Source organism: Sphingosinicella sp. YJ22 (genome assembly GCF_011320075.1).
Taxonomy (GTDB): domain Bacteria; phylum Pseudomonadota; class Alphaproteobacteria; order Sphingomonadales; family Sphingomonadaceae; genus Allosphingosinicella.
Window position 1 is genome coordinate 19,724 of the sequence record NZ_JAANPA010000025.1, and the last position, 25,604, is coordinate 45,327.

Here is a 25,604-nt window from a genome sequence, read left to right on the forward strand (position 1 = left end):
ATGGTCAACGAAGGCGACATTGCTCCGGACGTGGCGCTGGTCGGCGCGGACGGGGAGACCGTGAGGATCGGCGACTTCAAGGGCCAGAAGCTGGTCCTCTATTTCTACCCGAAGGACGATACCTCCGGCTGCACCCGCGAGGCGCAGGATTTCACCGCCCTGGCCGAGGAGTTCGAGAAGGCCGGCACCTTCATCACCGGCGTGTCGAAAGACAGCCCGAAGAGCCACGCCAAGTTCACCGACAAATACGACCTCAAGGTCCGGCTCCTGTCCGACGTGGAAGGCGCCGCGTGCGAGGCGTTCGGCACCTGGGTCGAGAAGTCGATGTACGGCCGCAAATATATGGGTATCGAGCGCGCGACCTTTCTGATCGACCGCGACGGCGTCGTGAAACGGGTGTGGCGAAAGGTGAAGGTGCCCGGCCACGCCGAGGACGTCCTGGCCGCGGCGCGCGCGCTGCCCTGACGCTGGCCCTCCGCGCTGCGGAGGGCTAAAGCGCGTCGACGGGGCCGGGCGGGGGAACGCCAGCGATGAATGCTCGTTTTCGCACCATCATGAAGCTGGGCAATTCCAATCTGCTCCCGGTGATGGGCGTGCTGACCGTGGTCTCGGGCGCGGTCGGGCTCCAGCTCGGCGAGAGCGCCATCGCGCAGATCGACCCGATCCATTTCCAGGGCCCGGCGCCGACTCCGCGCGACGTGTCGCAGGACCCGCTGCCGCCGGTCGGGCCGACTTATGCCAGCGCCTATGGCTGGGCGCAGAGCGAGGCGGCGCTGGCCGCCGAATGCGGCGATTGCGGCACGCCCGCGGCGCGCACCGCGGTCGCGGCGAACTGGGAGCCGGTCCATGGCGCCGCGCCCGAACCGCGCTACGTGCCGGTCTCGGTCCCCCGCTACGAGCCGCGCGAGGTGAAGGTCGAGCGCGAGGTCGCCGAGTGGCGCGACGTCACCCGCTACACCAGCTACCGGGTCGTCGAGGACGAGCCCGAGTTCGAGCGCGTGGTCATCGAGACCGAGCCGGCCGGCGAGGATCTGGCGGGGCTCTAACAGCAACCTGTCATCCCCGCGAAAGCGGGGATCCAGCTTCTCCTTCCGTTTCCGCGGCGCTTGCAAGGCAGCTGGATTCCCGCTTTCGCGGGAATGACATGACTGCCCCTGACACCATCGCCCAGGCCTGCCGCGACGTCCTTCTGGCCGCCGATCCGCTGAGGAAGGTGAAGATCGCCCGAGCCGCGGCCCGCGCCTGGCGCCGCGGCGCGCTGGGCCATCGCTTCGACGTCGCCATGCCCGGCGCGCCCGGCCGGCCGGAGCGGCCGGAGCTGCTTCCGCCCAACCGCATGCCCAAACGCGGCCGCGCGGGGTCGGAGCGCAGCCGAATCGCCCTGCTTCACGCGCTTGCCCATATCGAGTTCGCGGCGATCGACCTCGCCTTCGATCTGGTCGGACGGTTCGGGGAGCGCTTCCCGCGCGGCTTCGTCGACGACTGGATCGGCGTCGGCGCCGACGAAGCGATGCATTTCGCGCTGCTCGACCGCCGCCTCCACGCGCTCGGCGCCCGCTATGGCGACCTGCCGGCCCATGCCGGCCTGTGGGACGCCGCCGCCGCCACCGCCCACGATCCGCTCGCCCGTCTCGCCGTGGTTCCGACCGTGCTGGAGGCGCGCGGCCTCGACGTCACGCCGGCGACCGTGGCGTCGCTCGAGCGCGTCGGCGACGCCCGTTCAGCGGTGATTCTCGGCCGCATCTATCGCGACGAGATCCGTCACGTCGGCGCCGGGATGAAGTGGTTCCGTTACGGCTGCGAATCGGCGGGGGAGGAGCCGGTCGCCCTGTGGCACGGCCTCGTGCGCCGCCATTTTAGGGGCGCGATTAAGCCACCGTTCAACGACTCGGCGCGGGCCGAGGCCGGTTTGTCCCGCGAATTCTACGCAGGGATTGCCGATTAACGCCTTCTTCGCCCACCCCTTGCACATCGATCGGGTGGGCACTCGAAACGGCAACCGCAGCGCAGACTGCATCGTCGCGAGCGCGAACGGAGCGCCTCATGGGGCTCCGCATGTTTTGAGGATGAGAATGCAGGTATCGGTTCAGCGTAAGAACGGCGGGTGGGGCAGCAAGTTCCGGGGCGCGTTCAAATCTCGCGATATTTTTCTCCACGATGGCAGGAGCTTGCGTCGCTTCACCGTCGGCCGCCGGGCCCAGGCCGCGGCCACCGGCGCGGTTCTCGGCCTGCTCGCCTGGTCCGGCTATGCTACCGTCCAATATGCCAGCGCGATGACCAGCGACGTTGCCACGATGCAGCGCCAGGTCGCCGACATGCAACAGGACGTCGAGGCTCTTCGCACCGCCGCCGCCGAGCGCGCCGAAGTTGTCGAGCAGCGCCAGGCTTTCCTATCGGCGATGCTGTCCGGTCAGGCCGATCCCGCCGACGTCGCCCGTCTCCTTCCCGCCGCCGTCGACGGCGACATCGAAGATCCCCGCATCGCCGCCGAGTTCGAGCAGATCGAAGGCATGCAGCTGTCGCTCGCTGCCCAGGCCGACGCCGCCACCCGCGCGCGCTACCGCCAGACCGCGGCGGCCGTCCGCCGCCTCGGCATCGATCCGCGCCGTCTCGCCCAGGGTGGCGTCGGCGGTCCGTTTGAGGAAGCCGCCGGCGGCGCGACCCCGGCCAATGCCGACGTCGATCCGCGCTTCGCCCAGCTTTTCGCCAGCTGGCGCCAGATGGAGCAGCTCGAGCAGGGCGTCGCCTCGATCCCGTCGATGATGCCGGTTCAGGGCGCGCGCTGGACCAGCAGCTTCGGAGTCCGTTCCGATCCGTTCCGCGGCCGCGCCGCGATGCATGGCGGGATCGACATGGCCGGTCCGATCGGTACGCCGATCTATGCCACCGCCGACGGCACCGTCGCCACCGCCGCCTGGAACAGCGGCGGCTACGGCAACCTCGTCGAGCTCGGCCACGGCGCCGGCATCGCCACCCGCTACGGCCACCTGTCGCGCATCATGGTCCGCGACGGTGAGCGAGTCCGTCGCGGCCAGGTCATCGGCCTGATGGGCTCGACCGGCCGTTCGACCGGCAGCCACCTTCACTACGAGGTCCGCATCGACGGCCGCGCGGTCAACCCGCTGCCCTTCCTGCAGTCCGGCCAGGCCCTCGCCGCCCTCCAGAGCAGCTCCGGCGGCCGCGGCGGCAGCCGCTAAGGTAGGCTTCCACTCGCGAAACAAGAGAGGCGCCGCGAGGCGCCTCTTTTTTTGCATCAATGTTCGGGCGGGTCGGCGAGCAATCGCCCTCTCCCCGCTGGGGAGGGGCTCGATTTACCGCCCGCGCTTCTTGCGGTGGGTGTCGAGGTCCAGCACCATATTGGCCTCGCCCTCGGGCAGCAGGCCGAGGCGGCGCGCGACTTCCTGATAGGCTTCGGCCTCGCCGCCGAGGTCGCGGCGGAAGCGGTCCTTGTCGAGCTTTTCGCCCGACGCCATGTCCCACAGGCGGCAGCCGTCGGGCGAAATCTCGTCGGCGAGGATGATCCGGGAGAAATCGTTCTCCCACAGACGGCCGAACTCCAGCTTGAAGTCGACGAGGCGGATGCCGATCCCCGCGAACAGGCCCGACAGGAAGTCGTTCACCCGGATCGCCATGTCGGCGATGTCGTTCATCTCTTCCTGGCTCGCCCAGCCGAAGCAGGCGATATGCTCGTCGGCGATCATCGGGTCGCCGAGCGCGTCGTCCTTGTAATAATATTCGATGATCGTGCGCGGGAGCGGGGTGCCTTCCTCGATCCCGAGCCGGGTCGACAGCGATCCGGCCGCGACATTGCGCACCACCACCTCGATCGGGACGATCTCGACCTGGCGGATCAGCTGCTCGCGCATGTTGAGGCGGCGGACGAAATGCGTCGGGATGCCGATCTGGCCGAGCAGGGTGAAGATATGCTCGGAGATGCGGTTGTTGAGCACGCCCTTGCCGGCGATCGAGCCCTTCTTCTGGGCGTTGAACGCGGTCGCGTCGTCCTTGAAATACTGGATCAAGGTCCCCGGCTCAGGACCCTCGTAGAGGATCTTGGCCTTGCCTTCATAAACGAGACGGCGACGGGACATGGGCTGTGCGACGCTCCAAAGATCAAGCCCCGGCGGCGCGTGTCGCTGGCCCCCGGGGCGTATCGGGAGCGACCCTATAGGACAGGGGGCGGGGCAGGGCAATGCGCGCCCGTCCCGCAATGAGCGGCCGGATCAGGTCACCTTGAGCCGAACCGCGAAACGCGGCTCGCGCCAGCTTTCGCTGCGCAGTATCTCAGCGAGGATATCGACCGCGCGCACCACCTCCTCGAAGCCGAGATAGAGCGGGGTGAGGCCGAAGCGGAGCACGTCGGGCGCGCGGAAGTCGCCGATCACGCCCTTCTCGATCAGCGCCTGGCACAATTCATAGGCGTGCTCGTGGCGGAACGAGATGTGGCTGCCGCGCTGCTCCGGCGCGCGTGGGGTGATGCAGGCGAGTTCGGGGCAGTGGCGCTCCATGCAGGCGTGGAAGACGTCGAACAGGGTGATCGACTTGCGCCACAGCCGCTCCATGGTGACGCCCTCGAACGTGTCGAGGCCGCCTTCCAGCGCGGCGATTCCGAGCACCGGCGGCGTGCCGGTGAGGAAGCGGCTGATCCCCTCCGCCGGGCGATAATCGTCGGTGAAGGCGAAAGGCTCGGCATGGCCCATCCAGCCCTGAAGCGGGTTGCCGAGCCGCTCCTGCAGGCCTTCGGCGACATAGAGGAAGGCCGGCGCGCCTGGACCGCCGTTGAGATATTTGTAGCCGCAGCCGACCGCGAGCTCGGCGCCCGCTTTGTTGAGGTCGAGCGGCACCGCGCCGGCGCTGTGGCTGAGGTCCCAGACGGTCGTCGCCCCGGCCGCCTTCGCCCGCGCCGTGACCGCCGCCATGTCGAACTTCTCGGCGCTCTTGTAATGGACATGGGTGAGCAGGAGCAGGTTGGTGTCGCGGCCGATGCGGCGCTCGACCTCCGCCCGCGGCGCGATGTCGAGGGTGAGGCCGGTGAGGTCGGCGACGCCCGCGGCGATGTGCAGGTCGGTGTGGAAATTGCCGCTCTCGCTGAGCAAGGTCTTGCGGTCCGACAGCTTCGCCGCGGCGACGAGCAGCTTGAACAGGTTCACCGAGGTCGAGTCCGCGACCAGAACCTCGTGCGGCTTCGCGCCGATCAGCGCGGCGATGCGCGCTCCGACGCGCTGCGGCGCGTCGATCCAGCCATGCTTGTTCCAGCCGCCGATCAGGCTGTCGCCCCATTCGCGCGAGATCAGCGCGCCCAAATGCTCCGGCGTCGAGCGCGGCAGAGCGCCGAGCGAATTGCCGTCGAGGTAGATGATCCCCTCGGGCAAAGCGAAGCGCTCGCGATAGGCCCGCAGCGGGTCCGCCGAGTCCATCGCCCGCGCCTGTTCGAGGGTAACGGCCATCAGCGCAGAGCCCTTTCGATTTCCTCGACAGCGGCGGCCCAGGCGGCGCTTTCCGGCGCGATCAGCTCGACATGGCCGGTGGCGTCGATCATCCGCACCCGCACCTCGTCGCCCATCGCGCGCATCTTGCCGGCATAATCCTCGGCGAAATGGGCCGGGATGATGGCATCCTGGTTGCCGTTGATCAGCACCTGCGGGATTCCGAGCGCGCCCATCCGCGGCACCGAGGTGTCGGCGAAGGGATCGCCGCGGCCCGGCCGGCCCTGACCGACGAGCTGCCCGATGACCTCGGTCCCACAGCCGCTGCCCGGCGGCCGAGCGGCGAGCTCGAGGTCCGGGAGGCCGCCGAGACTCACAACAGCGCGAAGCTCCGGCGGCGGGATCATCCGGACGTTTGCGGGCGGCATCCAGCGGCGCCGCTTGGCCGCATACCACAGGGCGAGGTGGCCGCCGGCGGAATGGCCCACCGCCACGGCGCGGTTGGGATCGAGCCCGAATTCGCGGCCCTGGATGGTCAGGGCATGGATCGCGGCCCAGTTGTCGTCGAACACGTGCGGCCAGCCGTTGCCGTCCTCGATCACGCGATAGTCGATGTTCCACACCGCGATCCCGCGCCGCCTGAGATCGTCGGAGATCCAGTTCATCAGAGTGCGGTCCCACGGCGCCGACCAGCAGCCGCCATGGATCATCACCGCGACCGGGTGCGGCCCCGGGCCCTGCGGCAGGAAGAGGTCGACGACCTGCCGTTCGTGGTCGCCGTATCGGATGGTATGATCGGGCGCGGGGCGCGGCCGAGCGAGGAATTCGGGCCAGGTCAGCAGCGCTCCCGCCTCGGGCGCGGGCGCAGGGGCCGCATTCTCGGTGTCACCGCCGGTGCTCATGGTGCAGCCGGCTAGTCCGGCGAGCAGCGCGAGCGCAACGATCTTGGCGCGTGCAGGCAAAGAAAATCCTCCCCGGGCCATGGGCCGCCGGGGAGGATTAGACGATCGGCATCAGCCGCGGAAGCTGTTGTGCCAGGGCGCAGCGAACTGGATGCGCTGCAGCGTGCGGAAGTCGGACACGAGCTTCCGCCAGGCCTGCCGCGTGTCGCGGATGATCAGCATGGCTTATCTCCTTATCCCCACGTTCGGGAAATGAAGGGGCGGCGGGTGGGGTCTGCGCCGCCCCTTCTGCACAGCACATCAGCGGGCCGTGATGGCGATGGTGCGGGCGGCGGCGAGCTGCGTCTGCGCGCCCCGGGCGACGGCCGCGTCGATCTGCGGCCGGGCGTTCCGGACCGCCGCGACAAAGCAGCGGTGGCGTTGCACGCGCTCGGCGGCGCCGTTGGCAACGCTCGGCTGGCACAGCTGGTCCGCCGCGCCGCGCACGCGGCCCTTGAGCGCCGCGACGCCCGCTTCATTGGCGAGGTTGAGGTCAGCATAGCTGACCGCGATGCTCACCGCGCGCACCTCGATCCGGTCCTGCGCCAGGCTCGGCGTGGCGAACACCAGGCTGGTGACGCTCATTGCCAGAACCGCCGCCATCGCCTTCACCGGCATCGGCACGCTGCCGAACAGGCTGCGGACCTTGGCCGCCGCGCGGTCCAGCTTCTGGCCGACATCGGCGCTGAACTGGTCGTGATGGTCGCTCCAGATGCGGCCCAAAATCTGATCCTGCATGTCCCTTCTCCCTTCTTCCCTTCGAGCGACCGAAGCGTCGGCCGCTGCATGTCTCCAGATGGTGGAAAGCCGATCGGACCGCCAACGAAAGGATCGACAGTGATGATAAGCATGGCTTATAGAATCGGACGATGAGAACGCTTCCGCCTTTGTCCGCTGTGCGCGTGTTCGAAGCCGCCGCGCGCCACCAGAGCTTCACCCAGGCCGCGGCCGAGCTCGGCATGACCCAGGCCGCGGTCAGCTATCAGATCAAACTGTTGGAGCAGCGGCTCGGCGTGCCCTTGTTCCTGCGCGCCAAGCGGCGGGTCCAGTTGACCGAGGCCGGGCGCCGCGCCGCGACCCTGGTCTCCGCCGGTCTCGACCAGATTGCCGACGCCTTCTCCGGCCTGCTCGCCGACAATGAAGGCGTGCTGACGATCAGCACCACCCAGACCTTTGCGTCTGAGTGGCTGGCGCCCCGGCTCGGCGCCTTCCAGCTCGACCGGCCGCAGCTCGCCGTCCGCCTCAATTCGGAGAACAATGTCGTCGATTTCGCCCAGCACGAGGTCGACGTCGCCATCCGCATCTGCCGCGATCCGGGCATGTGGCCGGGCCTCAGGAGCCACTTCCTGTTCCGCGTCCACGGCGCCGCCCTGGCCTCGCCCGAGTTCCGCGACCGCCACGACATCAGGCAGCCGGCCGACCTGCTCCGGGTGCCGCGAATCACCCCCGACGATTATTGGTGGGACTTGTGGTTCGAAGAGGTCGGCATCGCCGCGCCCGAGAAGACCCACGGCGGCATCCGCCTCGACGCCCAGTCGATGGAAGGCAATGCGGCGATGGCCGGCGCCGGAGTCGCGATCCTCGCGCCGGTCTTCTGGCGCGGCGCGCTACGCAACGGCGCGATGGTCCAGCTCTTTCCCGAAATCAGCGTCGAGCCGCGCTCCTACTGGCTGGTCTACCCCGACTATAAGAGGCTCCAGCCCAAGGTCGTCGCCTTCCGCGACTGGCTGCTCGCCGAGGTGCGCCGAATGGCCGAGACCGAGCCCGCCGCGATCTTCGCGCCGCCGGAGCTGGATTAGGGATTGCGCGGAAAAAAGCCCTCTCCCCTGAGGGGAGAGGGTTGGGTGAGGGGGCTCGGGCTAGGCGATTAGCCTCGAACCCCGAACCCCCTCACCAACTCCGCCTAGGCGGCAAGGCCGCCAAGGCTCCGTAATCCTCTCCCCGCCGGGGAGAGGAAGCTAGGCCGCCGGCTCGCTCGCGGGCTTGGGCATCCGCTTCCGCACCGCCCGCACGACCAGCCAGATCAGGCCGGCGGCGAGCAGCCAGGGCAGCAGCACGCTCAACAGCACGAACAGCATGTAGGTCGCCCACACCAGCTGGTCCCAGGCATTGCCGGCCGCGCCGCCGAAGTCCGGCCGCCCGGCATTGTAGGCGCTGGAGCTGTAGGCGAGCGTGACGGGGGTGGTGGCGAGTTGGTCGCGCTGCTCGGCGCGATTGTCCTCGAGCGCGCTTATTTGTCGGCGCAGCTCCGCGGCCTGCTCTTGCAGCCCGGCTTTCGCCTCGTCGCGCGTGCCGACCGCGGTAATGCGCTGCTCGATTGTGCGCAGCTCTTCGTGGAGGTCGGCGATCGATCGGGTGTCGCGGCGGATGCCGGTGCCGACATCGGTGCTGGTGATCTCGCTGTCGACCAGCTCGCCTTCCGCTTCCTGCACCGCGGCCAGGGCATTCTCGCCGAATCGGTCGGCGAGGCTCGGGTCGAGCGCGAGCCTGAGCTGCGCCTCGACGCTGTCCCCTCCGCTGCGGCGGTAGGTCATGCCGGTGATCCGGCAGCGGCTGGTGCCGAGCTCCTCGCAGGTTCGGGCATGGCGCTGCTGGACGCCGGCGATGCGGTCGGCGGCGATTCCGAAATTGTAGCTGTAGCCGAACGCCACGTCGGGCGCCGCGTCGGGCCGCACTTCCGGGACGCTCGAGCGGTTCGGTGAAGTGGGCGAGGGCGGCGCCACCAGTGCGGGCGGCGATTCGAAATTCGCATCGGTCGTGGCGGCGTCATTGGCGGCGCTTCCGCCTTCGCCGCGTCCGCCTCTCTCGCCCTGCTCCACGCCGCAGCCGGCGAGAACGAGGACCAGTCCAGTCGTCACAAGGAACCTACGCATCGGGCATCCTCCTCTTCTGGTCCCGTAACATTACCACATTAGTTGAGTTGAACAAGCAGGTGCGTTGCGGCGTTCCCGAATCATGGCCGATCCGTCCGACCAACAGCTTCGGGAAGCCGCCCGCGCCCGCGGCTTCCGGCTGGTCAAATCCCGCCGCCGCAAGCCCGGCGGCGACTTCGGCCGCTACGGCCTCGTCGATTTGAGCAGCGGCCGCGAATGCATGGGTTTCGGGAAGGACGGCCTGACCGCGACGGCGGAGGAGGTGCTGGCCTATCTGCGCGGCGGCGAGGTCGCGTCGTGGAAACGCTCGCTGATCGGCGTGGTGGGTGGGGAGGAAAAGGAGCCGCGAAAGAGGGCGGAGGAGCCCACAGAACCCTCCGCTCGTCCTGAGCGAAGTCGAAGGGCGTCCGCACGAGCGGCCGACCGAGACGCCAAACAGCCATCCGCTCGGGAGGAATCAGAAAGGCCTGCACGAAAATCTCGCGGGTGCCCTTCGACTGCGCTCAGGATGAGCGGGGAGGGGAGTGGCTTGCACGACGCAGACGAGCGCGAACCCGCGCCCGAGCCCACCATCCGCGAGGTCACGCGGCGCGACGCCGCTGCCCTCGCCAAGCTGATCGGAATTCCCGCCGCAACCCTGGCCGACCGCCTCGCCGCCGCGATCCGCAATGACGAGGCGCCCTTGGTCGCTGAGCTGGACGGGCTCGTCGGGGCGGCGGCCTGGACCGCGGTTCCCACCATCCAGCATGGTCCCCGCGGCCGCATCACCCTGCTGCTCGTCGCCGAAGACCACCGCCGGCAGGGCCTCGGCGCCCGGCTCCTCGCCGAAGCCGAGCAGCGCCTGCGCGACGCCGGCGTCGGGACCGTCGAGCTGGCGCTGGACATCGACTTCGATGCGCCGACCGGCTTCCTCCGCCATGCCGGCTTCGCCCGCACGACCAACGGCTACGCCAAACCGCTCGGCGGCTAGGACCGCTTTCACCACGATTGTTGCGCCTGTGCCTCTCGTCACTCGCCGAGCGGCTTGCTAGTCCCCCGCCATGGCCACCAAGTCCGAGCTTCCCGAGATCACCGACGCCCCGTTCGACGACGCTTTGTCCGAACGCTACCTCGTCTATGCGCTCTCCACGATCACCGCCCGCTCGCTGCCCGACCTGCGCGACGGTCTGAAGCCGGTTCATCGCCGCCTGTTGTGGGCGATGCGCCTGCTGCGCCTCGATCCGTCGGCGGGCTATAAGAAATGCGCCCGCGTCGTCGGCGACGTGATCGGTAAATATCACCCGCACGGCGACCAGTCTGTCTATGACGCGATGGTCCGCCTCGCCCAGACCTTCTCGCTCCGCTACCCGCTCGTCGACGGCCAGGGCAATTTCGGCAATGTCGACGGCGATAACGCCGCGGCCTACCGCTACACCGAGGCGAAGCTGACCCAGGTCGCCATCGACCTGATGGCCGGGCTCGACGACGGCACCGTCGATTTCAAGCCGACCTATAATGGCGAGGACGAGGAGCCGGAGCTGATGCCCGGCCTGTTCCCCAACCTGCTCGCCAACGGCGCCAGCGGGATTGCGGTCGGCATGGCGACGTCGATCCCGCCGCACAACGCCGCCGAGCTGATCGACGCCGCGACCCACCTGATCGACAATCCCCAGGCGACCGACGCCGCGATGATGGATTTCGTCGCCGGCCCCGATTTCCCGACCGGCGGAATCGTCGCCGACAGCGCCGAGATCATCGCGCTCGCTTACGCCACCGGCCGCGGCGCCTTCCGCGTCCGCGCCCGCTGGGAGGTCGAGGATCTCGGCCGCGGCACCTGGGCGATCGTCGTCAGCGAGATCCCCTACGGCATCCAGAAGGGCAAGCTGATCGAGCAGATCGCGACGCTGATCAACGACAAGAAGCTGCCGATTCTCGCCGACGTCCGCGACGAATCGGACGCCGAGGTCCGGATCGTCATCGAGCCGAGGAGCCGCACCGTTGACCCGACCGTGCTGATGGACGGCCTGTTCCGGATGACCGACCTCGAGGTGCGCGTCTCGCTCAACCTCAACGTCCTCGACGCGACTCGCACGCCGCGGGTGATGGGCCTGCGCGAGGTGCTGAGCGAGTGGGTGAAGTTCCAGATCGAGGTTCTGGTCCGCCGCTCCAACCACCGGCTCGGCAAGATCGCCGACCGGCTCGAGCTGCTCGGCGGCTATCTCATCGCCTATCTCAACCTCGATCGGGTCATCGAGATCATCCGCACCGAGGACGAGCCCAAGCCGGTGATGATGGCCGAGTTCGGCCTCACCGACCGCCAGGCCGAGGCGATCCTCAACATGCGCCTGCGTTCGCTTCGCCGGCTCGAGGAAATGGAGATCAAGAGCGAACGCGACAAGCTCGAGAAGGAGCGCGAGACGCTCCAGGCGCTGGTCGAGAGCCCGGCCCGCCAGCGCACCAAGCTCAAGAAGGACCTGGCGGAGCTCAAGAAGCGCTACGGGCCGGAGACCGATATCGGCCGCCGCCGCACCCGAATCGAGGAAGCCGGCCCGGCGCGCGAGATCCCGCTGGAAGCGATGGTCGAGCGCGAGCCGATCACCGTCATCCTCTCCCAGCGCGGCTGGATCCGGGCGATGCGCGGCCATGTCGAACTGTCCGCCGCCGAGACTTTGAAGTTCAAGGAAGGCGACGGCCCGGCCTTCGCCTTCCATGCCCAGACCACCGACCGGCTGCTGCTCGTCTCCGCCGACGGCCGCTTCTACACGCTCGCCGCCGACAAGCTGCCGGGCGGCCGCGGCTTCGGCGAGCCGGTCAAGCTGATGGTCGACATCGAGGGGGAGGGCAGCATCGTCGCGCTGCTGAAGGCGAATGCGGCGCCCAAGCTGCTTCTCGCGTCGTCGGACGGCCGCGGCTTCGTCACCTCCGCCGCCGGCGCCCTCGCGGAGACGCGCAAGGGCAAGCAGGTGGTGAACCTGCGGCCCGGCGCGCGGCTCCAGGTCGTCCGCCCGGTCGGCGAGGGCCATGACCGCGTCGCGGTGATCGGCGACAATCGCAAGCTCGCCGTGTTCCGCCTGTCCGAGCTTCCCGAAATGGCGCGCGGCCAGGGCGTCACCATGCAGCGCTACCGCGACGGCGGCCTGTCCGACGCGACCACGTTCAGGGACGAGACCGGCCTGACCTGGTCGATGGGCGGCGAGAGCGGCCGTACCCGCACCGAGGAGATGGGCCCGTGGTTCACCGCGCGCGGCGCGGCGGGGCGGATGCCGCCGACCGGCTTCCCCCGAAACAATCGCTTCACGTGAGCGGCTTCGGCGAAATCAAGAATTAACCTACTTCACCTATCGCCTTTTGGATGCAGGCGGCGAAGAAACGCGTGAGCGACGAGCCCCCGGCCAGCCTCGCGGCTGTGCCGGAGGTCGCCGACCCGCTTGCGCCTGACGTCGCCCGCGTGCTCGGCCATGCCCGCCAGGTCTATCTCGACGCCCTGCCGATCCCCGCCGCGGTCGTCACCATCGATCCCGCCGGTCCCTATATCGAAAGCGCCAACGACGCCTTTCGCAACGTCGCGGAGTTCGACGAACGGCTCGGCGATCGCCGAGTCTCCAAGGTGCGCCTGCTCAGCACCGGCCCGATCGGCCGCCGCCTCGCCGAATATCTCGAGAGCGGCGAGCCCGCCCACCAGTTCGAGAGCAGCGACGGCCGCTCGATCGGCGGCCGCCATTTCCTGATTCGCTTCGCCCGCGTGCGTCCCCTCGAATATGGCCCGGTCCGCTTCGTGATCTCGCTGATCGACCGCACCGCCCAGGTCGAGACCGAGCGCAGCCTGCGATCCGAGATGCTGCTCGACAGCCTCACCGGGCTGCCCAACCGCCTCGCCTTCACCGAGCAGGTCGACCGGGTCCTGTCCGATCCCTCGCTCGCCGACGGCAGCTATGCGGTGCTCGCGGTCGACATGGAGCGGTTCAGCCGGGTCAACGAATGCGTCGGCGCCATCGCCGGCGACGAGCTTCTGATCGCCTTCGCCCGCCGCCTCGTCTCGGCGCTGCGCCCGACCGACATGCTCGCCCGCACCTCGGGCGACGAGTTCGGAATCCTGATGAAGCTCGACCGCGGCCTCGCCGACGCGCTTCGCGCCGCGGAGCGGATCAAGGCCGTGCTCACCCTGCCGTTCCGGCTCACCGACCTCGAGATCCGAATCGACTGCGCGATCGGCTGCGCGCTGGTCGGACGCGGCGTGAGCAGCGCCGACGAGCTGCTGCGCAACGCTCAGTTCGCCTTGAAGCGTTCCAAGCGAGTCGGCGCCGCCCAGGTCTACGAGCCGGTCCAGGCCCAGGCGGTGCGCCGCCGCTTCAGCATGGAAACCGAATTGAGGCGCGCCATCGAGGCCGAGGCGCTCGAGCTCGCCTTCCAGCCGCTCATCGACCTCCAGACCGGCAAGGTGTCCTCGTTCGAGGCTCTGGCGCGCTGGCGCCAGGACCCGATCGGCCCGATCTCGCCGGCCGAGTTCATCCCCGTCGCAGAGGAATCGGGCTTGATCGTGCCGCTCGGCCGCTGGGCGCTCGAATCGGCGCTGCGCACCCTGGCGGACTGGGACCGGGCCAATGGCAGCCCGCTGCCGTTCGGAATGAGCGTCAACCTCTCGCCGATCCAGATCGGCCGCGACAACATCGCCCAGGTCGTGTTCGCGGCGCTCGCCGGCAGCGGCATCAGCGGCAACCGGCTGACGCTCGAGCTCACCGAGAGCGCCATCGTCCAGGATCCCGACCGCGCGAGCAGCGTGCTCACCGGCCTCAAGAAGCTCGACGTCAAGGTCGCGATGGACGATTTCGGCACCGGCTTCACCTCGATCGGCTCGCTCCAGCGCCTGCCGATCGACGTGCTGAAGATCGACCGCAGCTTCGTCGGCAACATGTGCGAGGACGAGGACGCCACCTCGATCGTCCGCGCCATCCTGTCGCTGGCCTCCTCGCTCGGCATCGAGACCACCGCCGAGGGCATCGAGCGCGCCGAGCTTGGCGATGCGCTTGCGGAGATGGGCTGCACCTACGGCCAAGGCTATCATTACGCCCGGCCGATGCCGGCCGACGAGGCGCTGGCTTACTGGCGCGAGACCAACGGCTAGCTGCTTTCCCAGTGAAATGCGACGCGCGAGAAATCGCGCGCGATGAGGTCGTCGCGGCGGATCATGAATACCGCCCAGCCGCAATCGCCCCAGATCAGGCCGTTTTGCGAGTCGAGCTGGAGAAGCACCCGGTCGAATTCGTCCCGGAAACCGGGCTTGCGGAAGTCCCACTGCACGAAGCGGGGATGGCCGCCGACGAACTGGTTCGGCGGTTCCTCGTCGACCTCCACGGGATCGAGCAGGTCGCCGACATTCGCGGCGTTGGCGAGGCCCATCTCTATCAGGATCTGCTCGACCGCGACGCTGTCGGGCGACGGCAACCGGCTCGATAGGGTCGCCGATAGCGGCCGTCCGGCCGCGCGCACGGCCTCGTCCAGGAATGGCGAGCTGTCGGCGAGCGGGTCCAGCGGCCCCTGCACGTGGAGGCGCCCTCCAGCGGGCGGTTCGGAGCGCCAGATCAGGCGCACGTCGCTTCGCGCGGGATCGTCATAATCGGCTCCGAAGCTGTCGCTGCGGGCGATGAAGAATTGAAGCAGCCCCGCCTCGGGGTAGTCGGGAAGGGGCGGCAGGTCGGCGAAATCGAGCTGGGCGAGGAACTCCATCGGCCGGCCGTCGCGCCCACACGGCCAGGCCTCGCCATCGGCGAGCCAGGCCGGCCCGCCGATGCGGGTTCCGGCCGCCTGTATCGGCTTGTCGGGCGCTGCTGCCAGCTGGAGCGACGGCAGCCGCAAACCTGCCAGTCGCTTGAGGAATGTCGCTTCCTGTTCCTCGGTCGCAGGCGGTCCGGGCGGGTTTTCGGAGAGCCAGCGCGCGGCGTCTCGCCGGTTCGCCTCCCGCCGCCGTCGGGCGCGCCGCCGTTCGACCAGATAGGGGATGGCGAGGACGGCAAGCAGCAGCAGGACCGCCGCGACGCCGCCCGGGTTAAGCGCCATGGCGCAATTCCTCGGCCATGATGGCGCGCGCCCGTGCCTCGCCGGGGAAATCCTCGCCGATCCAGCGATCCTCGATGCGGCGCAGCAGCCGCGCGACCTCCGGACCGGCGGTCACGCCCGCCGCGACCAGATCGCCGCCGCGCACCGGCAGGCTGGGGCGCCGCCAGGAAGCGAGCGCGCCGATCCGGGCCGCCGCGTCCTCGGCTCCGAAGCGGTCGTCGAGCAGCAGCCGATCGGCTGCGCATTCGGCACCGATGCGATAAGCGAGCTGACGCGGAGCGATGCCATTGTCCGGCTCCGCGCGCTCGATGCACTCCAGCCGCGCCCGCTGCGCGTTCGACAGGCGCAGGCGCGCCGCGACGTCGACCGCGATCTCGGCGCGGGGGAGCAGGGCGGCGAGGCGGCGAATGCCGTCGGCTCCCACGCCCGCGGCCTGCTCGCGCGGCGGCAGCGCCGCGAGCCGCTCGACGCCGCCCAGGTCGATCTCCGGCAACACTGGGGAGAAGATGCCGCGCTCGACCATGATCCGCACCGTGGGCGTGGGATCAGGCAACGCCAGCAGCCGCAACAATTCGCCGGCGATCCGCTCGCGCGACAGCGCCATCAGGTCGTTCGCGCGCGCCGTGCATGCCTCCAGACCCGCCGGGTCCGGCGCGCCCGCCCCGAATCGGGCGTGGAAGCGGAAGAAGCGCAGAATCCGGAGATGGTCCTCGGCAATCCGCGTCAGCGCGTCGCCGATGAAGCGCACCTGCCGCGCCGCGAGATCCTCGAGGCCGCCGAAATAGTCGAAGATCTCGCCGCTCTCGGGGTCGGCGCTGAGCGCATTGATGGTGAAGTCGCGGCGGCCCGCATCCTCGCGCCAGTCGTCGGTGAAGGCGACGGTGGCGCGGCGGCCGTCGGTCGAGACGTCGCGGCGCAGGGTGGTGATCTCCACCGACTTGCCTCGAATCACCGCGGTGACGGTGCCATGGGCGAGCCCGGTCGGGACGGCCTTGATGCCGGCCTGCTCGAGCCGCCGAATCACTTCCTCGGGCAGCAGCCGGGTGGCGAGGTCGACGTCGGCGACGGTGATGCCGAGCAGGGTGTCGCGCACGCAGCCGCCGACGAATCGGGTGTCGCCTTCGGCGGCGCCGAGCGTCGCGAGCAGGCGGCGCATGTCCTCGCCGCCTTGCCAGGGAGCGTCGGGCAGCTTCATGCCGTGACCGCCAGCCGACGGCTCAAATTCACGATCATCGCCGCCGTTGCCCCCCAGATGCGCCGCTTGCCCCACAGGATCTCATAATAGGTCCGCGTCGCGCCGCGAAACTGTGCTTCGCGAACGATCTGGTTGGCCGGGTCGAGCAGATAGTCGAGCGGCGCCTCGAACATCGCCGCGACCTCGCCCGGATGCGGCGCGAGGTTCAGGTCCGGCGGCACCACGCCGACCACCGGGATCACCTCGAAGCCGGTGATGGTGCGATAGGGGTCGGCGATTCCGATGAGCTCGACCATGCTCGGCGGCAGGCCTATCTCCTCCTCGGCCTCGCGCAGCGCCGCTGCGACGGGGCCGTCGTCATGCGCATCGATCCGCCCGCCCGGGAAGCTCACCTGGCCGGGGTGGCGCTTCATCGTCTCGGGCCGCAGCGTCAGGATGACGGTGGGGGCAGGGCGATCGACGATCGCGACCAGTACCGCCGCCGGCGTCGGGCCCCTGTCCGGATCCTCAAGCTCGAGCGCGTCGCCGGGCAGCAACTCGGGCGTGCGGCGGTGGCCTTCCTCCAGGGCCGCGCGCAGCCGGTCGGGAAGCGTCACGCCCCGGGCTCCAGAGCGAAGAACGCGCCGCCGCTCCACACGCCCGCGGGGTCGGCGCCCTCGGCGAGCGCGATCTCGGCCAGCTCGTAATAGACCGGGCGCGCCACCAGCGCCTCAAGGCCGGAGCGGACGAGGAGATAAGGGTGCGGGCCGTCGGCTCGCCCGGCGAAGCGCAGCGGATGATCGGGTCCGGCAACGACCATGTCGCCGGTGTTGAGGCGGAAGGCGAGCGAACGGTCCAGTCCTTCGCCCTCGGACTTCACCTCGACCGCCATGAACGGCGCGTCCTCGACCTCGATGTCGAGCTTCTCGACCGGAGTCACCAGCACGAAGCGGCCGTCGGCCTCGCGCCGCAATATCGTCGAGAACAGCCGAACCATCGCCGGGCGGCCGATCGGCGAGCCCTCGTGGAACCAGGTGCCGTCGCGAGCGATGCGCATGCCGCTGTCGCCGCAATGGCTGGGATTCCAGGCGTCGACCGGCGGCAGCTTCCGGGCCTCCGCCAGCGCGACGATCTCGGCGAGGCTGAGGCCGGCCAGATCGGGTGGTGGCTCGGACGCGGGCATGCGCCCCTAGTGGAGTCGCCCGCCTTTGCCCGCAAGCCCAACAGCGGATAGGTCGGAGGAATGGAGCAGGAATTCGAAGGTCCCCGCACCGCGATCGTGACCGGTGGCGCCAAGCGGATCGGCGCCGAGCTGGTCCGGGCGCTCGCCGCGGACGGCTGGCATGTGCTGATCCACTACAACCGGTCGAGCGCCGAGGCGGAGGCCCTCGCGTCGGAAGTGGGCGAGGCGACGATCGTCCAGGCCGATCTGGGGGAACCGGACTGCGCGGAGCGGGTCATGGCGGCGCTCGACGGCCGTCCCCCGGCTCGGCTGCTCGTCAACAGCGCCTCGCAATTCAATTACGACAGCGCCGCCGAGTTCACGGTCGCGCAATGGGACCTGCACCAGACGGTGAACCTGCGCGCGCCCGCTCTGCTGAGCCAGGCGTTCGCGCGGCGACTCGACGACGCCGGGCTCATCGTCAACCTGCTCGATGCCAAGCTCGCCGCACCCAATCCGGACTTCTTTACATACACGATGTCGAAGATCGGCCTCGCCGGCCTGACCGAACTCACCGCCCGCGCCTACGCCCCGCGGATCCGAGTGTGCGGCATCGCGCCGTCGGTGACGCTGGTGTCGGGCCCGCAGAGCCGCGAGAATTTCGACGAGGTCCACCGCCTCAACGCGCTCGAACGCGGAGTCGACGTCAGCCACATCGTCGCGGCCCTGCGCTTCATCGTCGCCACCCCGACGCTCACCGGCCAGACGATCGCGCTTGACGCGGGCCAGCGTTTCCTCTCCCTGCCGCGCGATGTCCAATTCCTCTGACAGCCTCGCCGCCACGCCGCGGCTCGACGGCCTCATGCCCGAGCGGCTGACGCCGCGCACCCGCAAGATCGTGCTCCAGGATTACGACCTCAACCTCGACATCGGCTTTCACGATTTCGAGATCGGCAACCCGCAGCGGCTGCTTGTCACCGTCGAGGTGTGGGTCGAAGAATCGGCCTTCGCCATCCACGACGAGGCGGACAGGGCGTGGGACTATGATTTCCTGCGCACCGAAATCGGCGCCCTGGTCGCGGGGCGCCGCTACAATCTCCAGGAAACGCTCGCCCATGAAATCTACGCGCTCGTCGCGGCCCGCCGTGGCGTGACCGCGCTTCGGGTCAGCACCCGCAAGCCGGACATCTATCCCGACTGCGCCGGGGTCGGCGTCGAGCTGTCCTCGTTCGCGCCGGGAGGCGCTTAACCGCGACTCCGGTTGCGCGGGCAAGCCCCGAGATGCTCGCGCACCAGCCGGTAATCGCTCTGGATCGCCTGGGCATGCTCGCGCGCGTCGGCGATGGCCGCAGCAGGAAGCTGCGTGGGCAGGAAGCAGGCGAGGCGATACCACAACAGGCTGTCAGGGCGCGGCTGCGCCGCCCCCGCGTCGACGAACTCGCTCAGCGACACGAACCAGCGCGGCTCGGCGCCGGATTCGCGCGCGACCGTGATCGAGACGGGCTGGCTGCGCGCGGTCTGCAGGAAGATCTGGGTCTCGCCGGTGCCGGGCAGCGCCCCGGGCACGTGGAAGGCGCGGCCGATCGCGCTCACCGCGGGCGGCGCATCGCCTTCCAGTTCGGCGCGGATGATCGCGCGGACCCGGTCGGCGATCGCCGAATCATAGGGAATCGCGGCGTCGGGGGCGATCAGCTGAAGCTCGCCTGGCCGGCCGGGGACGGGGCGGGCGAAGACGAGCCACTGGCTGCCGCGCTGGAGTCGCGCCGGCCGTCCTCGCGCGTCATTGGGAAAATCGGCGAGGTAGCGGACCTGGGCGGGGGTGCCGGATTCGCCGCGAATCAGCGCTGTGAGATCCGCCTCGACCAGGAATCGGCTGTGTCCCGGCGGGACGCCGACCGCCTGTTCGGCGCGCAACGGCCGCGCCCGGCGCAGCGTGACATGCGCCGCGACCGGCGCCGCCAGCGCCAGGTCGGCGGTGTCCGCATATGTCAGGGCGACGGAATTTTGATCTTGCAAATCACTAGCTTGCGCCGGGGCGGGGGCGGCGATGGCGGCCGCACAGAGCAAGGTCAGGCGCAGGAGATGTGGCATGGAGTTCCTCTTTGCGAGAGTCCCCTCTCGACATCCGAGTCTGAATCGCGTTTGAATATGGCCGAAATCAGGTTTGGCGTTGGGGCTGGGAGGCCCGTTCGAGACTCAGCGATACAGCATTGCGTCACCGAAACTGTCGAGATAGAGACACGCCGCCTTTCATTGGTGAACTGGAACGAGGTCGGAGCGTTAGCGCAACCGAGCCGTACGATGTGGAGATAGGGAGCGCCGCCGTTTAATGTCGTACCTTGACCAAGGCATGAGCCCCAGCAAGATGTGGGCGATCATCATCGTCGCCCTGATTCACGTGCTGCTCGGCTTCGCGTTCGTCACCGGATTCGCCAACGAGTTCATCAAGAAGGCGAGCAAGGATCTCGATGTGTTCGAGGTCGAGGAACCGCCGCCCCCCGAGGAGGAGCCCCCGCCCCCCGAGGAGGTCGAGCCGGTTGCGCCCGAGGTGGTGACCCCGCCGGCGATCGTCCGCACGAACCAGCCGCCGCCGCCGCCGATGCGAACCACGACGGAGCAGGCACCGATCACCTTCAACCCGGATCCGCCGCGCGCCCCCCCGGCACCGGCAACGCCGCCGCCTGCGCCGCGCGTTCAGTGCCCGGGTGGAGTGACGGTTCCGGCCGGCACCGCCTGTCCCGCGCCGGCAGCCCCGCCGTCGCCGCCGCGCCTGCGCAGCGGCACGATCAGCAACGACGACTATCCGGCTTCGGCCATCCGCGCCCAGGCGCAGGGCACGACCCGGATGAGTCTGCAGGTCAGCGCACAAGGCCGTGTCACCAGTTGCTCGGTCACCGGCTCCAGCGGCAATTCGTCGCTCGACAGCGCCGCCTGCAGCCTCGCCCAGCGCCGCTACCGGTTCACGCCGGCCACGCGGGGCGGCCAGCCCGTCGCCAGCACCTACTCCCAGTCGGTGCGGTGGCAGCTGCCGGACGAGTGATCCACCTTTAAGGCCTTTGTTTAACCCGGGCGGTCTCGCCCTCGACCCAAACCGTTGAAGAGAGGAAAGTTAACATGGCAGCACCAGCCTCGGGTGGCGGTTTCCAAGAACACGGAATCGTCGAATCCATCATCGAGGGCGGTCCCATCGCCATCGGCACCGCGATCATCATGATCATCATGTCGGTCGCGTCCTGGTACATCTTCTTCGTGAAGATCTTCGAGCAGAACAAGATCATGCGTGAGGGCCGCGCCGCCCGCACGACCTTCTGGCAGTCGGCGAACCTGCGCGAAGGCGCCAACAAGCTCGACAAGAACGGCGCCTATCGCCAGATCGTCGATGACGCCCTTCAGGCTCAGGAGCAGCACACCAAGCTGACCGATCCCATCGACCAGCATGACTGGCTGATCGGCTCGCTCGCGCGCAGCCAGGGCGCGATCGTCTCGAAGCTGGGCTCGGGCCTCGCAGTGCTCGCCACCGTCGGCTCGACCGCTCCGTTCGTCGGTCTGTTCGGCACCGTCGTCGGCATCTACCGCGCTCTGATCCGCATCGGTGCGTCGGGTTCGGCGTCGATCGACGCGGTCGCCGGCCCGGTCGGTGAGGCGCTGGTCATGACCGCTCTCGGTCTCGCTGTCGCGGTTCCGGCCGTCATGCAGTACAACTGGCTCATGCGCCGCAACAAGGCGATCGCCGAGCAGCTGGGCAAGTTCTCCAACGACCTGCACGGCTACCTGATGTCGGGCGGCGCCGTGAAGCCGACCGTTCCGAGCAGCGCTGCTCGCGCCGCGGCGGCCAAGCCGTCGACCGGTCCGACCACCGGCGCGACCGGCGGCACGGCGAAGCCCGCCGGCGGTCCGACCCTCGGCAAGTCTTAAGCTGACGCATTCGGGCGGCGCCGCATTCGGCGGTGCCGCCCGCAAGGCCGCCCCAGCGGCGGCATCTGGACTAGGATAGGAAATAAGCCATGGCGATGCAGGTCGGCGGCGACGGTGGCGACCAGACACCGATTTCTGAAATCAACACGACGCCGCTCGTTGACGTGATGCTGGTGCTGCTCATCATCTTCATCATCACCGTCCCCGTGGTGCTGAACACGATCCCGGTGACTCTGCCGCAGGTCGAGTTCGAGCCGACCACGACCAAGGCTGAGAACGTCAACCTCTCGATCCGCGCGCCGGGCGGCCAGTGCGAGGTCTATTGGGAGGTCACCCGGGTGACGTCGCAGGAACTCCTCGACCGCGGCGTCGCCGCGCTGCGTGAGGAAATCGAGCGCCAGGGTGGGCCGGACAATGTCGAGGAGCTGCCGGAAGTGCACATCCGCGGCGACGTCAACACGCCTTATCGCTGCATCGGCGGCGCGATCTTCACGATGCAGCGCGCCGGTTTCACCCGCGTCGGCTTCATCTCGGAGCCGGTGCCGGGCGGCGGCGGCTGATCGACGGCTGGGCGATAACGAAGCGATTTAGGAGTAGAGAAGATGGCAGCCGCAGTCGTTAGCGACTCTGACGAACCGATGATGGACATCAACACGACGCCGCTCATCGACGTCATGCTGGTGCTCCTGATCATGTTCATCATCACCATCCCGATCCAGACCCATGCGGTGAAGATCGACCTGCCGACGCCGAACGACAGCCCGGCGCCGCCGATCGACCCGCAGCGCAACAAGATCGCGATCGAGGCGAACGGCACCGTGCTGTGGAACGCCGCGCCGGTCGATCTCAACACGCTGCGCCAGTATCTGGAGCTCACCACCACGATCCGGCCGACTCCGGAGCTCCACATCCAGCCGCATCCCGAGGCGCGGTACGAGACGGTCGACGAGGTTCTGGCGGTGATCAAGCGCGCCGAGGTTCAGTCGATGGGCTTCGTCGGCAACGAGCAATATTCGACCTTTTGATCCTCGGATCCGAAGCGAAGCGTTAAGGGCGGTCCCGCGGGGCCGCCCTTTTTGCATGTGCGTCGCGAGGAGATCGCCGTCGATCCTGACGGCACGGTCAGGTGGAACGGCGCGGCCATCGCGATGCCCGAGCTTCGCGCGACCCCTGGACGCCACCGATCGCCTGAGCCGCCCGCCGGAGCTCCAGATCGAGCCTCATCCGGAGGCGCGCTACGAGACGGTCGACGAAGTGCTGGCGGTGATCAGGCGGGGCCGACGTTCAGTCGATGGGTTTCGTCGGCAACGAACGCTACCGCAGTTTCTAGGACGAGGCTCCGGCGAGATGGCGGCGGAAGAAGGCCAGGGTCTCGCCCCAGGCCTGCTGGGCGGCGGCCTGATTGTAGCGGGCCTGCGACGTGTCGTTGTGAAAGGCGTGGTCGACGTCCGGATAGCTGATCGCCCTGACGTCCTTTCCCGCCGTTTCGGCCGCCTGGACATAGGGCAGCGCCGTCCGGTTCACGCGCTCGTCGCGGCCGGCGAGGATTACGAGCAGGGGAACCTGCAGCTGCGCCGCTTCGGCGGGGTCGGGGGCGGGGCCGTAGAACGGCACCCCCGCCGCTAGGGCGGGGCCGGCGGCGAGGGCGAGGCGGTGGACCATCGCTCCGCCCCAGCAGAAGCCGACTGCGCCGACCTTGCGGCGGTTGTTGACCCCGGCGAGGCGGCGGATCAGCGCGGCCCCGTCGGCGACGGTCGCCGGCATGTCGAGCGCGCCGATCATCGTGCGCGCCTGGTCCTCGTCGGCGGGCGTGCCGCCGGCGGCGCTCAGGAAATCGGGTGCGTAGGCGGCATAGCCGGCGAGGGCGATGCGCCGGGCGACGTCGCGGATATGTTCGTTGAGACCGCGATTCTCGTGGACCACGACCACCGCCGGCCGGTCGTCGCCGCCGCGCTCGGGACGGGCGGCGTAGAGCGTAAGCTGCCGCCCCTGGCGCACGTCCCAGATGACCGTCTCGGTGTGGAGCCGGTTGTCGTCGGCGGGCACCACCGGGGCGCAGCCGGCCTGGGCGGCGACGGTGCCCAGTAGCGCGCTCGCCGCCGCGGCTCCGCCGGCGATGCGCGCAAGCTCCGCCATGAATGCGCGCCGGTCCATGCCTTCATGGGTGTAGCGGTCATAGAGGGCGATGACCGCGCGGGTGACCGGGTCGCTCATTCCGCCGGCTGCGGCATTTGCGGCCGCTGGACGTGAGCCATCGCCTCATCGTCCAGTTGGTTGGCTCGGACGGCGGCCGGACGCTCGCGCAGGCGCGCGAAATAGGCCTCGAACGCCGGCCGCTTGTCGATCGTCCCGAACTGGAGGCCCCAGCCGATCTGGGCGCCGACATAGACGTCGGCCGCGGTGAACTGATCGCCGCAGATATAGGGCCCCTGCGCGACGGCGCCCTCGAGCGCGTTCATGACGTCCTCGAACGTGCCGTAACCGGCCATCATCGCCTTGTCCCTGGGCGCGAGCAGGCCGAGCGCCTTGCCGGTGACCGCGCTCTCGACCGGACCCGCGGCGAAGAACATCCAGCGATAATAGGGCCCGCGCCGGCGGTCGCCATGCGGCGGCGCGAGGTTCGCCTCGGGAAAGGCGTCGGCGAGATAGGCGCAGATCGCCGCGGCTTCCGTCACCACCGTGTCGCCATGCTTGATCGCCGGCACCTTGCCCATCGGGTTGACCGCCAGATAGTCGGCGTCCTTCATGGTCGTGCCATAGTCGAGCAGCACCGTCTCGTAGGGCGCGCCGACTTCCTCCAGCATCCACCGCGCGATCCGCGCCCGCGACATCGGGTTGGAATAAAAAATGAGGTCGGCCATCACGAGTCTCCCTTCTCAGGCTCGCGGCGATCATAGCAGTTCGCGGCCGCCACGTGATCCATTGTTAAGCGCGGCGTGCTATGGGCACGGCAGGGGGAGCCAGATGGAAATTCGATCGTCCGGGCCGTTCGAGGGCGCCGTGCTGGAGGAAGAATATCAGCGCGCCGGCAGGACGGCGCGGATTCCCTATGTCCGCGGCTACGTCGTCGTCGCCCTGGCGGTGCTGGTCGGTTACGCGATCGCCAATCCGCTCTTCTTCGACGAGGAGGAGCTGGCGCGGTTCGTCTACCTGCTGGTGCCTAGCCTGCTCGTGCTCGGCTCGTATCTCGCGGCGACATTCTGGGATCGCTATCCCGACATCCCGCTGATCGATTTCACCGCGTTGCTGGCGCTGTCGATCCTGGTGACGGGCGAGAACGTCATCCTGTTCGACGAGCTCAACCGCCAGGGCGACGACGTCCACGGCAATGTCGGCATCAGCGGCCTGATCGTCAGCGCCTTCGCAGCCTTCGCCATGACCGGGCGACCGCGCTGGTTCCTGACCTGGACCGCCCTTCACGCGATTGGGTTCACCGCTCTCGTGCTTCTGCTCGATGCCAGCGCGGAAGTGCGCTTCTACGAGATCATGAGCCATCTGACCGGCGCGGGCGTGATGCTGTTCCTCAACTGGGGGCTGAGCCGCGCCGACCGCCACGGCTTCCTCCTCAATGCCGCGCTGGAGGCCGAGCGGGCAAAGACCGAGGAGCTGCTCTACAACGTCCTGCCCGAGGCGGCGGCGCAGCGCCTCAAGGCTGGGCAGGTCGTCGCCGACGCCTATTCGGATGCCTCGGTCGTGTTCATCGACGTGGTCGGCTTCACCAAGCTGTCCGGCACCGTCTCGCCCGGCCACCTGATCGACCTGCTCAACGCCTTCTTCAATCTCGCCGATCGCTGCGCGGCTGAGCATGGCGTCGAGAAGGTGAAGACGATCGGCGACGCCTATCTGGCAATCAGCGGCGGCAACCTCCCCGCGACCAACAGCGCCGACGCGGCGCTCGCCTTTGCGATGGCGGTGATCGATGGGCTCGGCGAGGTAGAGGAGGCGATCGGCATCCCCGTCCAGGTGCGGGTTGGAATCCATAGCGGCTCGGTGGTCGGCGGAGTCATCGGCGCGACGCGCATGACCTACGATTATTGGGGCGAGACAATGAACGTCGCCAGCCGCCTCGAAGGGCAGGCG

Annotated in this window: 27 protein-coding genes; 15 read left to right on the forward strand and 12 right to left on the reverse strand. The window is 68.9% G+C overall.

The features are described 5' to 3' along the window. The 4 genes from G7B71_RS09980 to G7B71_RS09995 all read left to right on the forward strand — a co-directional run bounded on the left by G7B71_RS09980 (window position 1) and on the right by G7B71_RS09995 (window position 3,197). Window positions 1–465, forward strand: a complete 465-nt coding sequence (locus G7B71_RS09980; RefSeq protein WP_166040460.1) for a peroxiredoxin — start codon at window positions 1–3, stop codon at window positions 463–465. Window positions 466–530: 65 nt separating this feature from the next. After that, window positions 531–1,046 carry a hypothetical protein gene (locus tag G7B71_RS09985; protein ID WP_166040411.1) on the forward strand — a complete coding sequence of 172 codons (516 nt, stop codon included), beginning with the start codon at window positions 531–533 and terminating at the stop codon, window positions 1,044–1,046. 98 nt (window positions 1,047–1,144) lie between these two features. Beyond that, window positions 1,145–1,945, forward strand: coding sequence for a ferritin-like domain-containing protein (locus G7B71_RS09990; protein WP_166040413.1), 801 nt, complete (start codon window positions 1,145–1,147; stop codon window positions 1,943–1,945). A gap of 223 nt (window positions 1,946–2,168) precedes the next feature. Then, window positions 2,169–3,197, forward strand: a complete 1,029-nt coding sequence (locus G7B71_RS09995; RefSeq protein WP_243406195.1) for a M23 family metallopeptidase — start codon at window positions 2,169–2,171, stop codon at window positions 3,195–3,197. A gap of 114 nt (window positions 3,198–3,311) precedes the next feature. On the opposite strand, the gene purC is transcribed toward G7B71_RS09995, so the two are convergent. From purC to G7B71_RS10015, 4 genes are all read right to left on the reverse strand, one after another. Beyond that, entirely contained in the window at window positions 3,312–4,091 is a 780-nt protein-coding gene (gene purC, locus G7B71_RS10000) for a phosphoribosylaminoimidazolesuccinocarboxamide synthase (protein ID WP_166040417.1), read from the reverse strand. Between the two features lie 132 nt (window positions 4,092–4,223). After that, window positions 4,224–5,447 carry a kynureninase gene (kynU, locus tag G7B71_RS10005; protein WP_166040418.1) on the reverse strand — a complete coding sequence of 408 codons (1,224 nt, stop codon included), beginning with the start codon at window positions 5,445–5,447 and terminating at the stop codon, window positions 4,224–4,226. After that, complete coding sequence (locus G7B71_RS10010; RefSeq protein WP_243406196.1) at window positions 5,447–6,388, reverse strand: alpha/beta hydrolase; 942 nt, start codon at window positions 6,386–6,388, stop codon at window positions 5,447–5,449. The genes kynU and G7B71_RS10010 overlap by 1 nt, the downstream gene beginning before the upstream one ends. 240 nt (window positions 6,389–6,628) lie before the next feature. Continuing rightward, complete coding sequence (locus G7B71_RS10015) at window positions 6,629–7,105, reverse strand: UrcA family protein (RefSeq protein ID WP_166040420.1); 477 nt, start codon at window positions 7,103–7,105, stop codon at window positions 6,629–6,631. A 131-nt stretch (window positions 7,106–7,236) separates the two neighbouring features. On the opposite strand from G7B71_RS10015, the gene G7B71_RS10020 reads away from it, so the two are divergent. Then, complete coding sequence (locus G7B71_RS10020; protein ID WP_166040422.1) at window positions 7,237–8,166, forward strand: LysR substrate-binding domain-containing protein; 930 nt, start codon at window positions 7,237–7,239, stop codon at window positions 8,164–8,166. Between the two features lie 159 nt (window positions 8,167–8,325). Here the strand turns inward: G7B71_RS10020 and G7B71_RS10025 are convergent, their stop codons facing one another. Next, the gene (locus G7B71_RS10025) at window positions 8,326–9,240 is read right to left on the reverse strand and encodes a DUF4349 domain-containing protein (RefSeq protein ID WP_166040425.1); all 915 of its coding nucleotides are present in this window, start codon (window positions 9,238–9,240) and stop codon (window positions 8,326–8,328) included. A gap of 529 nt (window positions 9,241–9,769) precedes the next feature. Here G7B71_RS10025 and G7B71_RS10030 point away from each other — a divergent pair. From G7B71_RS10030 to G7B71_RS10040, 3 genes are all read left to right on the forward strand, one after another. Beyond that, complete coding sequence (locus G7B71_RS10030; protein WP_166040427.1) at window positions 9,770–10,210, forward strand: GNAT family N-acetyltransferase; 441 nt, start codon at window positions 9,770–9,772, stop codon at window positions 10,208–10,210. A 70-nt stretch (window positions 10,211–10,280) separates the two neighbouring features. Beyond that, entirely contained in the window at window positions 10,281–12,521 is a 2,241-nt protein-coding gene (gene parC, locus G7B71_RS10035) for a DNA topoisomerase IV subunit A (RefSeq protein WP_166040429.1), read from the forward strand. A 71-nt stretch (window positions 12,522–12,592) separates the two neighbouring features. Then, entirely contained in the window at window positions 12,593–14,341 is a 1,749-nt protein-coding gene (locus tag G7B71_RS10040; RefSeq protein ID WP_243406197.1) for a bifunctional diguanylate cyclase/phosphodiesterase, read from the forward strand. Here G7B71_RS10040 and G7B71_RS10045 read toward each other — a convergent pair. The 4 genes from G7B71_RS10045 to G7B71_RS10060 are packed head-to-tail and all read right to left on the reverse strand — an operon-like array spanning window position 14,338 to window position 17,630. After that, the gene (locus G7B71_RS10045) at window positions 14,338–15,273 is read right to left on the reverse strand and encodes a YwqG family protein (RefSeq protein WP_166040433.1); all 936 of its coding nucleotides are present in this window, start codon (window positions 15,271–15,273) and stop codon (window positions 14,338–14,340) included. The genes G7B71_RS10040 and G7B71_RS10045 overlap by 4 nt on opposite strands. After that, window positions 15,263–16,468: a CCA tRNA nucleotidyltransferase gene (locus G7B71_RS10050; protein ID WP_166040435.1), complete on the reverse strand. Its 1,206-nt coding sequence runs from the start codon at window positions 16,466–16,468 to the stop codon at window positions 15,263–15,265. Before G7B71_RS10050 ends, G7B71_RS10045 begins: the two co-directional genes overlap by 11 nt. Beyond that, window positions 16,465–17,064, reverse strand: a complete 600-nt coding sequence (locus G7B71_RS10055) for a CoA pyrophosphatase (RefSeq protein ID WP_166040437.1) — start codon at window positions 17,062–17,064, stop codon at window positions 16,465–16,467. Before G7B71_RS10055 ends, G7B71_RS10050 begins: the two co-directional genes overlap by 4 nt. After that, on the reverse strand, window positions 17,061–17,630 hold the full coding sequence (locus G7B71_RS10060; RefSeq protein WP_166040439.1) for a DUF1285 domain-containing protein: 570 nt from the start codon (window positions 17,628–17,630) through the stop codon (window positions 17,061–17,063). Before G7B71_RS10060 ends, G7B71_RS10055 begins: the two co-directional genes overlap by 4 nt. A gap of 60 nt (window positions 17,631–17,690) precedes the next feature. Here G7B71_RS10060 and G7B71_RS10065 point away from each other — a divergent pair, with 60 nt between their 5' ends. Further along, complete coding sequence (locus G7B71_RS10065) at window positions 17,691–18,437, forward strand: SDR family NAD(P)-dependent oxidoreductase (RefSeq protein WP_166040441.1); 747 nt, start codon at window positions 17,691–17,693, stop codon at window positions 18,435–18,437. Further along, window positions 18,421–18,858 carry a dihydroneopterin aldolase gene (locus G7B71_RS10070; protein ID WP_166040443.1) on the forward strand — a complete coding sequence of 146 codons (438 nt, stop codon included), beginning with the start codon at window positions 18,421–18,423 and terminating at the stop codon, window positions 18,856–18,858. The genes G7B71_RS10065 and G7B71_RS10070 overlap by 17 nt, the downstream gene beginning before the upstream one ends. On the opposite strand, the gene G7B71_RS10075 is transcribed toward G7B71_RS10070, so the two are convergent. Next, a complete protein-coding gene (locus tag G7B71_RS10075; RefSeq protein ID WP_243406198.1) occupies window positions 18,855–19,700 on the reverse strand; it encodes a hypothetical protein in 846 nt (281 codons plus the stop codon). The two genes, G7B71_RS10070 and G7B71_RS10075, sit on opposite strands and share 4 nt — an antisense overlap. A 259-nt stretch (window positions 19,701–19,959) precedes the next feature. On the opposite strand from G7B71_RS10075, the gene G7B71_RS10080 reads away from it, so the two are divergent. The 4 genes from G7B71_RS10080 (at window position 19,960) to G7B71_RS10095 (ending at window position 22,549) form a co-directional block, all read left to right on the forward strand. Then, entirely contained in the window at window positions 19,960–20,649 is a 690-nt protein-coding gene (locus G7B71_RS10080; protein ID WP_243406199.1) for an energy transducer TonB, read from the forward strand. 74 nt (window positions 20,650–20,723) lie between these two features. After that, window positions 20,724–21,524 carry a MotA/TolQ/ExbB proton channel family protein gene (locus tag G7B71_RS10085; protein WP_166040447.1) on the forward strand — a complete coding sequence of 267 codons (801 nt, stop codon included), beginning with the start codon at window positions 20,724–20,726 and terminating at the stop codon, window positions 21,522–21,524. A gap of 89 nt (window positions 21,525–21,613) precedes the next feature. Beyond that, entirely contained in the window at window positions 21,614–22,084 is a 471-nt protein-coding gene (locus tag G7B71_RS10090; RefSeq protein ID WP_166040449.1) for a biopolymer transporter ExbD, read from the forward strand. Window positions 22,085–22,126: 42 nt separating this feature from the next. Then, window positions 22,127–22,549 carry a biopolymer transporter ExbD gene (locus G7B71_RS10095; RefSeq protein WP_166040451.1) on the forward strand — a complete coding sequence of 141 codons (423 nt, stop codon included), beginning with the start codon at window positions 22,127–22,129 and terminating at the stop codon, window positions 22,547–22,549. Between the two features lie 301 nt (window positions 22,550–22,850). On the opposite strand, the gene G7B71_RS10100 is transcribed toward G7B71_RS10095, so the two are convergent. Further along, entirely contained in the window at window positions 22,851–23,738 is an 888-nt protein-coding gene (locus G7B71_RS10100) for a dienelactone hydrolase family protein (protein ID WP_166040452.1), read from the reverse strand. Next, window positions 23,735–24,385 carry a glutathione S-transferase family protein gene (locus G7B71_RS10105; RefSeq protein WP_166040454.1) on the reverse strand — a complete coding sequence of 217 codons (651 nt, stop codon included), beginning with the start codon at window positions 24,383–24,385 and terminating at the stop codon, window positions 23,735–23,737. Before G7B71_RS10105 ends, G7B71_RS10100 begins: the two co-directional genes overlap by 4 nt. Window positions 24,386–24,488: 103 nt before the next feature. On the opposite strand from G7B71_RS10105, the gene G7B71_RS10110 reads away from it, so the two are divergent. Continuing rightward, on the forward strand, window positions 24,489–25,604 hold a 1,116-nt coding region (locus tag G7B71_RS10110), incomplete at its 3' end, for an adenylate/guanylate cyclase domain-containing protein (protein WP_166040456.1).

Bases quoted from the DNA above. Each gene is read 5' to 3' on its own strand.
- G7B71_RS09985 (WP_166040411.1), top strand. From the start codon at position 531: ATGAATGCTCGTTTTCGCACCATCATGAAGCTGGGCAATTCCAATCTG.
- G7B71_RS10090 (WP_166040449.1), top strand. From the start codon at position 21,614: ATGGCGATGCAGGTCGGCGGCGACGGTGGCGACCAGACACCGATTTCT.
- G7B71_RS10070 (WP_166040443.1), top strand. From the start codon at position 18,421: ATGTCCAATTCCTCTGACAGCCTCGCCGCCACGCCGCGGCTCGACGGC.
- G7B71_RS10065 (WP_166040441.1), top strand. From the start codon at position 17,691: ATGGAGCAGGAATTCGAAGGTCCCCGCACCGCGATCGTGACCGGTGGC.
- G7B71_RS10015 (WP_166040420.1), bottom strand. From the start codon at position 7,105: ATGCAGGATCAGATTTTGGGCCGCATCTGGAGCGACCATCACGACCAG.
- parC (WP_166040429.1), top strand. From the start codon at position 10,281: ATGGCCACCAAGTCCGAGCTTCCCGAGATCACCGACGCCCCGTTCGAC.
- purC (WP_166040417.1), bottom strand. From the start codon at position 4,091: ATGTCCCGTCGCCGTCTCGTTTATGAAGGCAAGGCCAAGATCCTCTAC.
- G7B71_RS10085 (WP_166040447.1), top strand. From the start codon at position 20,724: ATGGCAGCACCAGCCTCGGGTGGCGGTTTCCAAGAACACGGAATCGTC.
- G7B71_RS09990 (WP_166040413.1), top strand. From the start codon at position 1,145: ATGACTGCCCCTGACACCATCGCCCAGGCCTGCCGCGACGTCCTTCTG.
- G7B71_RS09980 (WP_166040460.1), top strand. From the start codon at position 1: ATGGTCAACGAAGGCGACATTGCTCCGGACGTGGCGCTGGTCGGCGCG.
- G7B71_RS10050 (WP_166040435.1), bottom strand. From the start codon at position 16,468: ATGAAGCTGCCCGACGCTCCCTGGCAAGGCGGCGAGGACATGCGCCGC.
- G7B71_RS10075 (WP_243406198.1), bottom strand. From the start codon at position 19,700: ATGCCACATCTCCTGCGCCTGACCTTGCTCTGTGCGGCCGCCATCGCC.
- G7B71_RS10095 (WP_166040451.1), top strand. From the start codon at position 22,127: ATGGCAGCCGCAGTCGTTAGCGACTCTGACGAACCGATGATGGACATC.
- G7B71_RS10020 (WP_166040422.1), top strand. From the start codon at position 7,237: ATGAGAACGCTTCCGCCTTTGTCCGCTGTGCGCGTGTTCGAAGCCGCC.
- G7B71_RS10100 (WP_166040452.1), bottom strand. From the start codon at position 23,738: ATGAGCGACCCGGTCACCCGCGCGGTCATCGCCCTCTATGACCGCTAC.
- G7B71_RS10080 (WP_243406199.1), top strand. From the start codon at position 19,960: ATGAGCCCCAGCAAGATGTGGGCGATCATCATCGTCGCCCTGATTCAC.
- G7B71_RS10025 (WP_166040425.1), bottom strand. From the start codon at position 9,240: ATGCGTAGGTTCCTTGTGACGACTGGACTGGTCCTCGTTCTCGCCGGC.
- G7B71_RS10060 (WP_166040439.1), bottom strand. From the start codon at position 17,630: ATGCCCGCGTCCGAGCCACCACCCGATCTGGCCGGCCTCAGCCTCGCC.
- G7B71_RS10105 (WP_166040454.1), bottom strand. From the start codon at position 24,385: ATGGCCGACCTCATTTTTTATTCCAACCCGATGTCGCGGGCGCGGATC.
- kynU (WP_166040418.1), bottom strand. From the start codon at position 5,447: ATGGCCGTTACCCTCGAACAGGCGCGGGCGATGGACTCGGCGGACCCG.
- G7B71_RS10045 (WP_166040433.1), bottom strand. From the start codon at position 15,273: ATGGCGCTTAACCCGGGCGGCGTCGCGGCGGTCCTGCTGCTGCTTGCC.